The sequence below is a fragment of the Prolixibacteraceae bacterium genome, from assembly GCA_019720755.1.
GTDB lineage: Bacteria > Bacteroidota > Bacteroidia > Bacteroidales > Prolixibacteraceae > Halosquirtibacter > Halosquirtibacter laminarini.
In genome coordinates, this window is the sequence record CP081303.1 from 1 (window position 1) to 14,099 (window position 14,099).

12 protein-coding genes are annotated in these 14,099 nt (G+C 34.7%); 7 read left to right on the forward strand and 5 right to left on the reverse strand.

All coding sequences use genetic code 11. From position 1 onward, the window contains the following. The first annotated feature begins 250 nt into the window (after nt 1-250). From K4L44_00005 to K4L44_00015, 3 genes are all read left to right on the forward strand, one after another. Nucleotides 251-1,087 carry a hypothetical protein gene (locus K4L44_00005; GenBank protein ID QZE14325.1) on the forward strand — a complete coding sequence of 279 codons (837 nt, stop codon included), beginning with the start codon at nt 251-253 and terminating at the stop codon, nt 1,085-1,087. A gap of 86 nt (nt 1,088-1,173) precedes the next feature. Beyond that, a complete protein-coding gene (locus tag K4L44_00010) occupies nt 1,174-2,214 on the forward strand; it encodes a S41 family peptidase (protein ID QZE14326.1) in 1,041 nt (346 codons plus the stop codon). Continuing rightward, the gene (locus K4L44_00015; protein QZE14327.1) at nt 2,198-2,962 is read left to right on the forward strand and encodes a hypothetical protein; all 765 of its coding nucleotides are present in this window, start codon (nt 2,198-2,200) and stop codon (nt 2,960-2,962) included. The genes K4L44_00010 and K4L44_00015 overlap by 17 nt, the downstream gene beginning before the upstream one ends. Nucleotides 2,963-3,027: 65 nt before the next feature. Here the strand turns inward: K4L44_00015 and K4L44_00020 are convergent, their stop codons facing one another. Then, on the reverse strand, nt 3,028-3,999 hold the full coding sequence (locus K4L44_00020) for a hypothetical protein (protein QZE14328.1): 972 nt from the start codon (nt 3,997-3,999) through the stop codon (nt 3,028-3,030). Nucleotides 4,000-4,129: 130 nt separating this feature from the next. Between K4L44_00020 and K4L44_00025 the strand changes: the two genes are divergently transcribed. The 4 genes from K4L44_00025 (at nt 4,130) to trxA (ending at nt 9,376) form a co-directional block, all read left to right on the forward strand. Then, entirely contained in the window at nt 4,130-4,615 is a 486-nt protein-coding gene (locus K4L44_00025; GenBank protein QZE14329.1) for an RNA polymerase sigma factor, read from the forward strand. An 11-nt stretch (nt 4,616-4,626) separates the two neighbouring features. Further along, nucleotides 4,627-5,292, forward strand: a complete 666-nt coding sequence (locus K4L44_00030; GenBank protein QZE14330.1) for a hypothetical protein — start codon at nt 4,627-4,629, stop codon at nt 5,290-5,292. Between the two features lie 69 nt (nt 5,293-5,361). Then, nucleotides 5,362-8,994 (forward strand): DNA polymerase III subunit alpha, encoded by a 3,633-nt coding sequence (dnaE, locus tag K4L44_00035; protein ID QZE14331.1) that lies wholly within the window; start codon nt 5,362-5,364, stop codon nt 8,992-8,994. Nucleotides 8,995-9,058: 64 nt separating this feature from the next. Next, nucleotides 9,059-9,376 (forward strand): thioredoxin, encoded by a 318-nt coding sequence (gene trxA / locus K4L44_00040; protein ID QZE14332.1) that lies wholly within the window; start codon nt 9,059-9,061, stop codon nt 9,374-9,376. Between the two features lie 64 nt (nt 9,377-9,440). Here the strand turns inward: trxA and K4L44_00045 are convergent, their stop codons facing one another. Genes K4L44_00045 through mutL form a run of 4 tightly spaced genes read right to left on the reverse strand, consistent with a single transcriptional unit; the run spans nt 9,441 to nt 14,083 of the window. Then, nucleotides 9,441-10,442 (reverse strand): endonuclease/exonuclease/phosphatase family protein, encoded by a 1,002-nt coding sequence (locus K4L44_00045; protein QZE14333.1) that lies wholly within the window; start codon nt 10,440-10,442, stop codon nt 9,441-9,443. Nucleotides 10,443-10,457: 15 nt separating this feature from the next. Then, nucleotides 10,458-11,339 (reverse strand): rhomboid family intramembrane serine protease, encoded by an 882-nt coding sequence (locus K4L44_00050; GenBank protein ID QZE14334.1) that lies wholly within the window; start codon nt 11,337-11,339, stop codon nt 10,458-10,460. 2 nt (nt 11,340-11,341) lie between these two features. Further along, nucleotides 11,342-12,145: a rhomboid family intramembrane serine protease gene (locus K4L44_00055; GenBank protein ID QZE14335.1), complete on the reverse strand. Its 804-nt coding sequence runs from the start codon at nt 12,143-12,145 to the stop codon at nt 11,342-11,344. A 12-nt stretch (nt 12,146-12,157) separates the two neighbouring features. Beyond that, nucleotides 12,158-14,083 carry a DNA mismatch repair endonuclease MutL gene (gene mutL, locus K4L44_00060; GenBank protein ID QZE14336.1) on the reverse strand — a complete coding sequence of 642 codons (1,926 nt, stop codon included), beginning with the start codon at nt 14,081-14,083 and terminating at the stop codon, nt 12,158-12,160. Between the last annotated feature and the right edge of the window lie 16 nt (nt 14,084-14,099).

Sequence of the window (14,099 nt, forward strand, 5' to 3'; positions counted from 1 at the left end):
CGTTTGTTTTAGTGAGTTTTAAAAAAAAGTTTTTACAGAAAAGGACACGTAAGTAAGATAATAATCAACACTATATTGATGAGCTATGTCATGTGGATGGTATCAATATAAAAGTTAAATACTTTATTACTTTATTATATGTTATGTTCATATGTTAACTTTTAATTATATTTGAATATATCTAATTAGATATTCGCTATTAGCAATTATGAATAGTTTGTAATCGACAAAATTTAAACATTATCCCATTATGAGATTAAATTTACTATTAATTGCACTTGTCTTGTTGAGTGCTTGTGGTGTGAAAAATAAAAATAAAGCTGTTGACAGTAAAAAAGGGCCAGATGTGGTTATTGCATGCGAAGAGTGGAGTGAAAATAAAGCGTTTAGTCTTTTTACTAAAAAGTTTCTTGAGTCGAAAGGTTATTCTGTGAAGATCTTGATGACCTCTGATGGAATGTTGGCTTTAAACAAAAATAAAGCTCAAGTATTTCTTGAAAAATGGAGTACTAGTGACCTATCTAGAAATGAAGATGACATATTAGAACATATTGGAGATATTTATAAAGGGGGAAGGTTAGGATTGATTGTTCCTAAATATTTTAGTGCTACTTCCATTGATGAATTAAACGATTATCATGAAGATTTAGGCGGTGTCATATATTCTATTGATACTAGCTCTGAGGGTTTTGTTGGAGCGAATGTGGCTAAAAAGCGTTATCAACTCGATTTCAAAGTGAATACTATGACAGAAAAAGAGCTACTTGTTCTGTTTGAGGATTTGTATAGCCATAGAAAACCTTTTTGTCTCACAGGTTGGTTTCCTCATCCTATGTTAAACGAAAAGTATCTTACCATCTTAGAAGATCCAAAACATGCTTATGGATCGACTTATAATTTGGAGAAATATTGTCGTAAAGATTGGAAATCAGAGAATAAAGAGTTGGCTAATCTTATTTCAAAAATAACCTTTAGTAAAAGTGAATTTGATGTATTAGTCAAGATGATGGGAGATTATGATTGGGATCTTACAGCAGCTACTGAAGCTTGGTATAAAGAGTTAGAACCTAATTTTCTAAAAAAATAGTTTTCTTGCATTTGTGTTCATTACAGTAGAATTGTATCTTACAGTTCTACTGTATTGTAAAATTAGTTCGTTATGAATAAGATGGCATGAAAAGAGTTCTCCTCCTATTTTTTTTGCTCCCTATATGGTCCTCTTGTTCAAAGAGTTTCAACGAAGAGACATTGGTTACACCAGTGGCTGTATTCGATGATTTTTGGAAGTCTTATGATATGTATTATGCAAATTTTAAGGTCAAAAATATCAATTGGGATGAGTCTTATCAAATTTATCGTCCCTTCGTTTCTAACAATATTTCAAACGATTCACTATACCATATTTTAGCTGCAATTCAGCTCAATGTATTGAAAGATGGACATGCTTATGTGGCTCGTAATAAAACGGAGATATCTTCTTTTCAACCAATACGTCTCGGATTATCGGATGTTAATAGTGTTTATGCTTTGTATTATGAAAGTCTTGTTCATATAGTAAGTAATGAATGCGAATTTATTCAGTATGGGGCTGTGATTCAGGATACTTCTATTGGTTACTTAAGAGTAAACACTTTTATAAAGGATAAACTTGATTCTGATATTGATACATTTGCCAATGAGGTTGATGAAGCGATGATCTACCTGTCTAAGAAGAAGAGTCTGATTATTGATGTTCGTAATAATCCTGGAGGATTTTCTCATTGGGCTGAGTATTTGGCTGGGTACTTCCATTCCTCTTCTTTAAAGTATCTTGAGGAGCGAACTCGTTTTAATAAAAATAGAATGGACTTGAAGGAGATACCAGAAAGTTTTGTGGTTACCCCCTCTTTTAAATTATATTACCAAGGGAGAGTGACCATATTGATTAATAGTAAGACTGCTAGTGCTGCAGAGATATTTGTCTTGTCTATGTGTGATTTAGAGAATGTATCTACAATGGGGGCTAGGACTTATGGTATTTTTTCGCCCTCTATTTATCGTGAGTTGTTGAATGGTTGGTATGTACGTATTCCTTCAAGTGAAGTAAGGTTGGTCGATGGAACTTCTCTAGAAGGCGTCGGCATTACTCCAGATATCTTTACACGAGCTATTGATTATGTTGATAATTTAGATCCAACACTGCAAAAAGCAATAGACTATGAAATTGGTAAATAATTGGTTATTATGTTTGTTTTTTGTCTCTATCCCTATGTTAATGAATGGGCAAGATAGACTACAAACCAAATTCTATGGTCTTGTTGGTTCTTCCTCTATTGCCTATTTCAATAAAAAGATATCCTCCTTTACTTATGAAAATTCTATCGCTTTTGGTGAAATTGGTGTGAATTTTTATTACCATCGATGGAATAATATATTGTCGTTACAGTATATGAAAGGATCATTAGATCACGCTTTTAAACTTAATAGTTTTAATCCCTCTGCCTCGATGAACTATAAGAGGTGGATGGTCTCTAATCATCTGTTGTATCGGTTGTCACACGAAAGCGCTCGGTTAGAGACAAGGATTGGGGTTGGACTAAATGGTCAATTGCGCAAAGACAAGATTGATGTCGCCAATAGTAGTTTTGAACATAGTCAACTTTTTGCATCTATGAGAAGTACATTGGATTTCTCTCTCTCTTTTAGAATGAGGAATTCGGTACTATTTGTGACCTCCTATTATGGTCTTTATGGAATCACCAATGAAGCGAAATGGAATGCATATAGAGGTGCTAAATCTGATCAACAGTTTCACCTTTTAACTCCGCTGGATGTATATTGGTTAACCAATATCGGAATGAATTGGAAGTTAGGTCCTAGGTGTGTTTTGCCCATAGGGTTGCGTTTTGAAAATGTTAACCCTCAAAATGAAATGTATGAGTCTCATATTATGAAACAACTTTATATTGGATTCTGTTTCTAAGGATACTAGTAGCATCCCTCCATATTTTGATTGATGATATAGTGAATATTTGTGGTTAAAGTGATTCAATTATTCAGGATGAACTGTAAAGGAATATGAAGTCGTTGGGCCCAATATTTCTCTTTATGTTTGTCTCCTTTAAATACAATACTCATTAAGTTCGTGCTATTGTAACCTGCACTCTCAAATAGTTTGTTAACACTCTCTTGATACGCTTCGTAGTTTGCATCTAATGTTTTTGTTCCATGATCAAAATAGATCTTATGGCTTTGAGGTGAGGGCATATGTCTTTGTATGTAGGTGACAAAAGTGGATGGAATCAGGTTATTCTTTTTATACCCCCCTATCCAGTGTGTGGAAAGACATGCTGCGGAATAAAAAATGTCTGGATATTCACATATGGCATACATAGATATTAGTCCTCCCATGCTTGAACCAGCAATGAAGGTGTGCTTTTTACCTGGTCGGGTTGAATATGTTTTGTCTATATATGGTTTTAGTTCTTCAACGATAAACTTGAGATAGTTGTCGGATTCAGGATATCGATGTAGTCGATATTTTATTAGGCTGTCTTGTACGGTTCTAGGAAGTAGTTCAAAGGCCTTTTGTGGCCAGTAGTCTGATGTCCTGTAATCCTGAATATTAGAAATAGCTACAATAATGGTAGGAGGAATTTCTTTTTGATTGATCAGCTTTTGTACGACTACTCCTGCATTCCATGATTGATGATTCCATGTCTTCGTACTATCAAAGAGCATCTGTCCATCGTGCATATATAGGACTTGATACCTCTCTTTGGAGTTGTATCCATTGGGAAGCCAAATATCAATATTTCTGTCTTGAATATATTGAGAATGAAAAGACAGTATTGTATCTATATGCATTGTGTTCTGTTTTTGACATGATATAAGGAGAAATACGAGTGCGAATATTAGAAGCTGCTTCATCATCTTTTTCATTTGAACACAGAGACTCTTTTTTTGTTTAAGATGGCTACACTTATTGTATTGGACATTCACTAATATACTTAATTTCATATAGTTTCTTTGTTAATTCTGCAAAAAAGATGTAATGATCTGTTTTATTAGTTGTAAAAAAAATATATTTTTATCCGAAATATCTTTAATTTTTAAAGATGTGATTGATCTAAACTATTAACATTCTATTTTGAAGCAAGAATTTCTAAGTAAAATAACTGAAAACCAAAAGATAATCCATAAAGTTTGTAGTGTGTATTGTTTTGATACTGAATCAAGAAAGGACCTATTTCAAGAGATATTAGTTCAACTCTGGAAGGCATATCCATCTTTTAAAGGGAATTCAAAATTTAGTACATGGATGTATCGTGTTTCATTAAATACTGCTATAACTTACTTTAAAAAAGAAAAAAAAGGTTTCTTTACACAGAGTATAGAGAATGAAACACTTCAAATTTCTGCAGGTTGTGTGGATGAAGAGTTTGAATTGCGTGTTGAATTACTTCACCAATCTATCGCAACGTTATCTTCAATTGAGAAATCCATTGTTTTGTTGTATCTTGAGGAAAAGAAATACGAGGAGATTTCAGAAATTTTAGGTATTACCCAAAATAATGTACGTGTTAAGATGTCTCGTATTAAAGATAAGTTGAGAAAGATTATGAATCCTAGATAGTTACTGAATTAATGGAGTTAGAAGATTTAAAAAAAAATTGGCAGTCCTTGGTTAAAGAAAAAGAGGAGTGTACCGGGATTAGTAGAGAGCAATTAGAGACCATGATTCACTCTAAAGGAACATCTCAGTTTGAAACAATCGAAAAAAATATTCGTATTGCATATATTTTATTGGGATTATTTTGGATTATTGAATTAGGTTTAGATTATTTCTTGTCGTCCCTACTTAATCTTAAACTCCCTATTTGGTTATCTTTTGTTGATTATGGATTGGCTTTGGTGTGTTCTATTTTTCTTATAGACTTTGTTTATAAAGTGAATAAGATTGATTGGCATAATCTTCAGACTTCTAATGTAGCTAGTTCTATTGAGAAGTTTCTTTATGTATTAAAGAAGTTTAAGCGAAATTATTTCTTTGGAATTTCTTGCCTATTGATTAGTGGGGCTGTGGGCACTATATATTCAATGTATGAAGAGATCACAAATCACTATATGAGAGATGTTAATAATAGCAATAATCTCTTTTTGATCATTTATATTCTCATGTCAATTGTTATTTTTGTGTCTATATTTTACTTCGTATATCGTATATATATATGGTTGTTTAACCTACTGTTTGGAAAACACATGGTTAGACTGGAGGAGTTATATGAAGAGTTAAATTCAATCACTGAATAACAATACCTCTCCGAGCAGTATAGTACGATTACACTTCGATATTTACGTTTAGGAAGAAAATAATTATCTATGACACCATTTACGCATCTACATGTGCACTCACAGTATTCTATTTTAGATGGTGCTGCGGGGGTCAAAGCTCTTGTTTCAAAAGCAAAAGAGGATGGCATGAAAGCAGTGGCTTTAACCGACCATGGTACCATGTTTGGTATTAAGGAGTTTCATGCTGCGTGTAAAGCAAACGATATAAAGCCAATCTTAGGTTGTGAGACCTATGTGGCTGCAAGAAATATCTCGTCGAAAAAAGATAAAGTGGACCGTTCTGGTCATCACTTAATTCTTCTTGCAAAGAATGAAACAGGATATAAGAATCTTCTCAAACTTATCTCTATTGCGAATACGGACGGGATGTATTATCGTCCTCGTATTGATAAAGAAATTCTTGAAAAATATCATGAAGGAATCATTGTTACTTCCGCCTGTTTGGGGGGAGAGATTCCACAGTGGATCATGAAAGGTGAAATCAATAAAGCAGAGGAATCAATAGCTTGGTTTAAGAGTGTTTTTGGAGACGATTATTATCTCGAATTACAACGTCATCGATGTAATGACCCTAGATTAAGAGCTAATATTTATGATAATCAAGTTCTTGTAAATAATAAAATACTAGAACTTGCAAAAAAGAATGATGTCAAAGTGATCGCTGCAAATGATGTTCACTTTGTTAATGAGGAAGATGCTGAAGCTCATGATATTCTTATCTGTCTAAATACAGGTAAGGACTATGATGATCCAAATAGAATGCGATATACTCGACAAGAGTGGTTTAAAACTTCTGACGAGATGTATGAGCTGTTTAATGATATCCCTGAAGTGGTAGCTGAAACAGATAATATTGCAAATAAAGTAGAGTTTTATGAGTTGAATTCCGACCCTATTATGCCGGAGTTCCCTATTCCGTCTTCTTTTGCAACTTATGAAGAGTATACTCATAAGTTTAATGCAGAGGATTTGGAAAAGGATTTTGGTGGCTCTTTAGACCGAATGGGGGGATATGCTGGAGCACTTCGTGTTAAATTGGAGTCCGATTATCTTTCGCATCTTGTCTATGAGGGGGTGAAAGATCGATATGCTGATAATTTTACTTCTGATAAAAAAGAGCGTATCGATTTTGAGCTGAATACCATTAAATCTATGGGTTTTCCCGGATATTTCTTGATTGTACAAGATTTTATTCAAGCTGCTCGAGAAATGGGGGTAATTGTTGGCCCTGGAAGGGGATCGGCTGCTGGTTCAGCTGTAGCATACTCTATTGGTATCACAAATGTAGATCCTATTAAATATGACCTCCTTTTTGAGCGTTTCTTGAATCCGGACCGTATATCTATGCCCGATATTGATATTGATTTTGATGATGATGGACGTCAGATGGTGCTAGATTGGGTTACAGCGAAATATGGTCATGATAAAGTAGCACATATTTGTACTTTCGGTACAATGGCAGCTAAGATGGCCTTGAAGGATGTCGCTAGAGTTTTGAAGCTTCCTCTTGTAGAGGCAAATAGATTGGCTAAGATGGTACCAGAAGCTCCTAAGATGACTCTTAAAAAAGCTTATGCTGAAAATCCTGATTTGGTGAAAGAGAAACGTTCTAGTGATCCATTGATCTCTAAAACGATTACCTTAGCGGAGTCTTTAGAGGGTTGTGTGCGTCAAACTGGAGTTCATGCTTGTGGTGTACTGATTGGGCGTGATAATCTTTCGGATAATATTCCTGTGATGCCGACCAAAGGAGAATCATTGTTAACTACCCAATATGATGGACGTTTCGTTGAAGATATTGGATTGCTTAAAATGGACTTCCTTGGCCTTAAGACATTGTCTATTATTAAAGAAACATTAGATAATGTAAAGCTCTCTAAGGGATTGGACTTGGATATAGATGCTATTCCAATGGATGATGGAGAGACTTACGAACTCTTTAGCCGTGGAGATACGACTGCTATATTCCAGTTTGAGTCTCCTGGTATGAAGAAGTACCTTCGCCTGTTAAAACCAAATCGCTTTGAGGATTTGGTTGCGATGAATGCCCTTTATAGACCCGGTCCAATGGAGTATATCCCTAACTTTATTAATAGAAAGCATGGGATTGCTAAGATTGAATATGATCACCCAATGATGGAACCATATCTTAAGAATACTTATGGTATTACTGTCTTCCAAGAACAGGTGATGCTTCAGTCTAGAGCACTTGGTAACTTTACTCGTGGTCAGTCTGATACCCTTCGTAAAGCGATGGGTAAGAAGAATATGAAACTGATGGAAGAGCTTAAGGCGAAATTCGTGGATGGCTGTAAAGGGAATCCAGGTTTTATGGAAGGTTGTGAAGAGAAAAAAACAGAACCAGATAAGTTAATATCTAAGATTTGGAGTGATTGGGAGGCATTTGCATCCTATGCCTTTAATAAATCACACTCAGTTTGTTATGCTTATATAGCCTATCAAACAGGATACCTGAAAGCCCATTTCCCCGCAGAGTTTATGGCTGCTGTATTGAGTCGTAACCTGAGTAATATTGACAAACTTTCTAACTTTATGGAAGAGTGTCGTCATATGCAACTGGACGTGAAAGGTCCCGATGTGAATGAATCGTACCGTAAGTTTACTGTAAACAAAGAGGGTGTCATTCGTTATGGTCTTGCTGGTGTGAAAGGTGTTGGGGAAGGTGCTGTGGATGTAATTATTGAAAATAGAAAGAACTCAGGGCCGTTTAAAGATATCTTTGATTTTGTAGAGCGTGTCCCTTTGAAAACTGTTAATAAGAAAAATATTGAAGGTCTTGCAGTGTCTGGTGGATTCGATCTTTTCCCAGAGATTAATCGTTCCCAGTTCTTCGAACCTACAAAATCAAATGCTACCTTTATAGAAGATTTGGTTGCATATGGTCATAAGATTCAGTCTGATCAACAAGATACTGGAATGGGATCTCTTTTTGGGGATTTTGCTCCAATTGAAGTGAAAAAACCATCGATACCTTTTGCTCACGAATGGCCTAAATTAGAACTTCTAGAGCGAGAAAAAGAGTTGATCGGAATCTACCTTTCTTCGCATCCTTTGGATGATTTTCAGTTCGAGATAGACCATTTTACTTCTAAGGAGTATAATGTAAAGAGTCTAGCGAATCTGGAGACACTAGAGGGTAGAGAGGTCGCTTTCGCTGGTATGGTTACTGATGCAAAAGAAGCGATGACAAAGACAGGTAAACCATTCTCTAATATGACATTAGAGGATTTCTCTGGAAGTCACCGATTCTTCTTCTTTGGTAAAAATCATGATAGCTATTCGAAATTTTGTAGGATAGGTAGTTTGCTTCTTGTTAAAGGTCGAGTGGAGCAAAGTATGTTTAGACCTGGTGAATTGGAGTTTAATGTTTCTTTTGTGGAGTCGCTATCTAATTTGAGAGATAAAGTGAAAAGTGTTGACTTGGAACTTCCTGTCGATTTTATTGATAATAACTTCAATAGAGAATTGATGGAGCTTATTAACTCGAATAATGGACAAACTCTTTTAAAGTTATCTTTTGTGAATAGGGTTAAAAAACAGAAGATTTCACTGATTTCTAGAAATAAACGTGTATTTTTGTCAGATAGTTTAATCTCCTTTTTACAAAAATATAAGGAGATTACGTTTAAACTAAATTAATTAGTAAATTTGGACGTATAGAGTTAATCATTTAGAATTTTAAAACTTAAAACATTATATTATCATGGCTATTGAAGTAACTGATGCGAATTTCGACGAAGTAGTTATTCAGTCTGAACAGCCTGTTCTTGTGGACTTTTGGGCAGAATGGTGTGGACCTTGTCGTATGTTAACTCCTGTTGTTGAAGAGTTAGCTAAAGAGTATGAAGGAAAAGTTGTTGTTACAAAAATGGACGTTGACAACAACCAAGGTACTGCAGCTAAATATGGAATTCGTAATATTCCTACAATCCTTTTCTTTAAAGGTGGTGAGGTTGTTGATAAGCAAGTTGGAGCTGTTCCTAAAACAATTCTTGCTTCTAAATTGGACTCTTTATTGTAAGTAGAGACTTATTTAAGTGATTTATTCGCTAAAACAATAAAGGGAGATGCATTCGTATCTCCCTTTATTTTATATAGTATGTTCCTATAATGGCTTTGTGATCTGATCTTCCTTGTCTAAGTGTGAGATAATTTTTGGTATCCAACTGCTTTGAATATAGAATGTAATCTATTCGTGCATGAATCCATCCTGCATGATATGTTACTCCAAATCCTTTTCCTCTCTCTAAAAATGTGTCTTTTAGATCCTTTGAAATAATATGGTATGGATAGGATGAAGGCATTGCATTAAAGTCACCACAAACAATGACTGGTTTGTTACATTCTTGTATGTTATTACGAACAGATCTTGCTTGTTTTGCTCTCCGTTTGATCCCTATATTTAATTTATGTAACAAATTCTTCTTCGATATGGGATTGTTCTCCGATGGTATATACTCTTTTGTGGATATTTTATATGATTGTAAATGGCAGCTATATATCCTAACAGGCAATCCATTAATCTTAGTATCTATATAAATTGCACTGTTTTTAGTGTTCTTAAAAGGGATAATACCTGAATCTAATATGGGTTGCTTTGATAGAATAACATTAGATGATGCAGCGTGATATGAGTGATATGTAATACCTCCAATTTTAATTATATTTGTATTTGAGATTCCATGATAGTGAATCTCCTGAAGGCATATTACATCAGGAGTGTGTTTCATTATTATGGTATCTAACTCTGTTGCCATATGCTGGCTATCACTTCTTATTATACCGTTTCTTACGTTATAACTCATCACTTTAAGGTCATTTGGAACACCAATTAATTCTTTTGAATGTGATATACTAAAGAAAGAAGAAGTTACCGGAAATGTGACTACTATTGCTATTATATTATAGATAATTTTAGCATGTTTATGTAGTAACAATGCCATAATATTTAAGATGTATGCAAGAGGGAAGAGAAGTGATAAAAATCCAAAGATGCTCAAGTAGTCTCCTGGAATATGATGAGATAATCCACACACTATAGTGATGATACCAATTAAGGCTGTGATGAAATTGGCAATCTTTTTCATAAATATCTATTAACTCTATTTACGTCCCATCTTAAAAAGATGATTTTTTTCTTCTTTACTCAAACTATCATACCCAGATTTTGATATCTTATCTAGGACCCTGTTCGTCTCTTCTTGTTTTTGTTTTTTAGAACGATTGTACTGCTTATCGTTCATCTTCGTTACATCTTTCTTATATTTTACCTTAAGGTTAGAAGTTGATCGAGTACATAACTTCATGACTTTATCTATTAATGGATATATCCAAGCCCCAATGTCTTTTCCCTTTCTGTAATAATGGATGTAAAGATATCCGCACAGAGCTCCTCCTAGGTGTGCAATATTTCCTCCGGGGTTTTCAGATGCGATCATTATTGTTGAAAGCACTACGTATATAATAGCAATATATTTTATACGAACAGGCCCTATGAACATTAAGTATAGTTGGTAGTTGGGAATGTACACAGCTGTTGCTACTACAATTGAAAATACTGCAGCTGATGCCCCTAAAAGTAATGTTGTGCTGTTTGCAAATACAGGCAAAGTATTGAAAGCAATGAAGTATAATATGCCTCCCATTAAGCCTCCAATAATATATAGATAAATAAGCTTGTTCTGATCTAAATATTGTAGGAATATTCTTCCAAACCAATAGAGAAAAAGTAGGTTAGAAAACAAATGTATAAAACCGTAGTGTGTAAACATATAGGTAAATAAAGACCACGGTTGTTTAATTAATTGTGCCCAACTATCAGGTAATGATAGATAATTCACTATCAAACCAAGAGGTTGACCACCTAAGAAAAGTATGACATCAATTCCTCGAATTACAAAAAATACGATCACATTGATATAGATAAGTTTGGTAAGATACCCTCCATTCTTAAAGGCATTACGCAACTCATTCAGTATTCCCATGATTAATAAAAATTTCGACTATTTGTATTCCAATATTTTAATAATATCCAACCAAAGATCATTCCCCCTAAGTGAGCAAAATGTGCAATATTGCTACCAGGACTTGCAAGACCTAAGACAAGCTCAATAACAGCATAACCAATAACCATATATTTTGCTTTAATAGGTATTGGAGGGAATAATAACATAAGCTCTGTATTTGGGAATAGAACTCCAAATGCTAGAAGTACTCCATATACAGCACCTGATGCTCCAACTGTTGGAATATTCTCTTTTAGATTGATAATACCATCTACTATAGATGGTATTGTTCCTGTGTAATCAGGATCTTTTGGTTTCTCTGCAAAGCGGTACATAAATTCAGTAAGCTCTGTTGATGGATATTTAAGGTATTTATGAACAAAATCTTCCAGAAGTCCTGGAGATGGAGTGTTCATTAGAGCTTTTCCTGCCTCAGTAATAGAATGTATCTCAATGTAGTTTACTAATGTATGAAGAAGGGCTGCACCTAGTCCGGTAACAAAATAATATATAAGAAATCTTTTGGATCCCCAAACTTGTTCTAGAATTCGTCCAAACATCCACAATGCAAACATATTGAAGAATATATGTGTTATACTCCCATGCATAAATAGATGGGTAATAAGTTGATGTGGCATGAAGTAATCAGACGTTGGCTGGTACAATGCAAAATACCTCATAAAAGTATCTTTAGCAAAGTAGGAGAGGATAAACATGATGACATTAGCAATGAGTAAGCCTCTTACAGCTGGGGGGGTATTGGGAAGTATACGATTTGTATTCATTAATTTCTATTTTTATAACTTTAAAAACTTCTCAAGATCTTCCACTGGCATGATCTTAAGTACAGGCTCTCCCCATGGGGATATTGTTGGATGCATACAGCAAAAAAGATCATTAAAGAGTTGTTGTACCTCCTGATCTTTTAAAGATATCTTACGATTGGAGCAAGATGTCTTTGCAAGTATTTTGGCAACATAATTGTTCATCTCCTCTTTAATATCAAAGGGCCTCAATTTCATCTCTTCGATGATTCCCTCAAGAAGCCCTACTGGATTTATCTTTCCTAAGATACTTGGGATTCCGTGTATCACAAATACATTCTGTTCTGCATATTGAATGTCAAACCCAAACTTATTTAACTCAGTAACTACTGAATGAAGCATTTCACTATCCATAAGTCCCAATTCGATTGTGTGAGGAAATAGCTGTTGTTGGCTAACGGATTGTTGTGTCTTAATTAGTTGCAAAAATCCCTCATACAAAATCCGCTGTTGTGCCTTTCTTTGGTCAATAACCATTAATCCAGACTTCACCGGAGTTAAGATATATCTATTTTTAAGATGAAGAAATTTACTCATTTGAGAGCCTTCTTCCATATTTAAAGTTTGCTGTACAGGTTCAGGAGTTTCATTAAAAGCAATATTCGCGATAGGGTTATCCATGCCTTCCATTTCGAAAGCTTCTAGATTTGCCTCAATCTCTTCATTTACTTTCTCCTTCTCTATACCACTATATAGTGATCCCCAATTCTGTCTATTGTTTTCAAATCGTTGAGGATTATTTATCTGATTTGTAGGACGAGGGTGATTCTCGATATGATGTTGTACTTCAAAAGGATTATAAGTTTGATCTACTTCGATAGTAGGTGAGGACATAGATGGATCCTCATTTTCTAGCAGGGCTGGAATTTCCATAGCACCAGCTTGATCAAACTCGATTGAAGGAACAATATTAAATTTACCTAAGCTTTCTCGTACTGCAGCATGAATAATATGCCAAGCAGATTTTTCATCTTCAAATTTAATCTCTGTTTTCGTTGGATGAATATTTACATCGATATTTGCAGGATCCACCTCGAAAAATAGAAAGTATGCTGGGATTGTATCATTTGCAATAATATTTTCATAAGCCGTAGTAATAGCCTTATGAAAATATGGATGCTTCATAAAGCGCTGATTTGCGAAGAAGAATTGGTCTCCTGATGTTTTTCTTGCAAACTTAGGCTGGCCTATATATCCTGTAATTTTAATAATAGAAGTCTCTACTTCAACAGGTATAAGGTTTTGATTAATATTTTTACCATGCAGGTTTACAATTCTCTTTCTTAAGTTTGATTTAGGTAGATCGTAAATGATTGTGTCATTATGATATAATCTGAAAGATATTTGAGAATGAGCCAATGCGATTCTCTGTATTTCTATCATAATATGCTTTAACTCAGCACGATCAGACTTAAGGAATTTTCTTCTTGCAGGGATATTATAGAATAGGTTTTTAACGGTAAAGTTACATCCTTGTTCACATACAACCTCTTCCTGAGAAACAACTTCAGAGGCCTGAATAGATATCAATGTTCCTAATTCATCAGTCTCTTTGCGTGTCTTCAACTCGATTTCAGATACTGCCGCAATGGATGCCAGTGCTTCTCCTCTAAATCCCATACTTCGGATTGCATAGAGATCTTCCGCCAATTTAATCTTTGACGTTGCATGGCGTTCAAAGCTTAATCTAGCATCCGTCGGAGACATTCCATCTCCATTATCGATAACCTGAATGAGGGTACGTCCAGCATCTTTAAGGTTAATCGTGATTTTTGTAGCATTTGCATCTATCGCATTCTCAACCATCTCTTTTACAACTGATGCGGGTCTTTGAACAACCTCTCCAGCAGCTATTTGATTCGCAACAGAATCAGGAAGTAATTGTATGATATCTGACATCGGGTAAACACGTTGA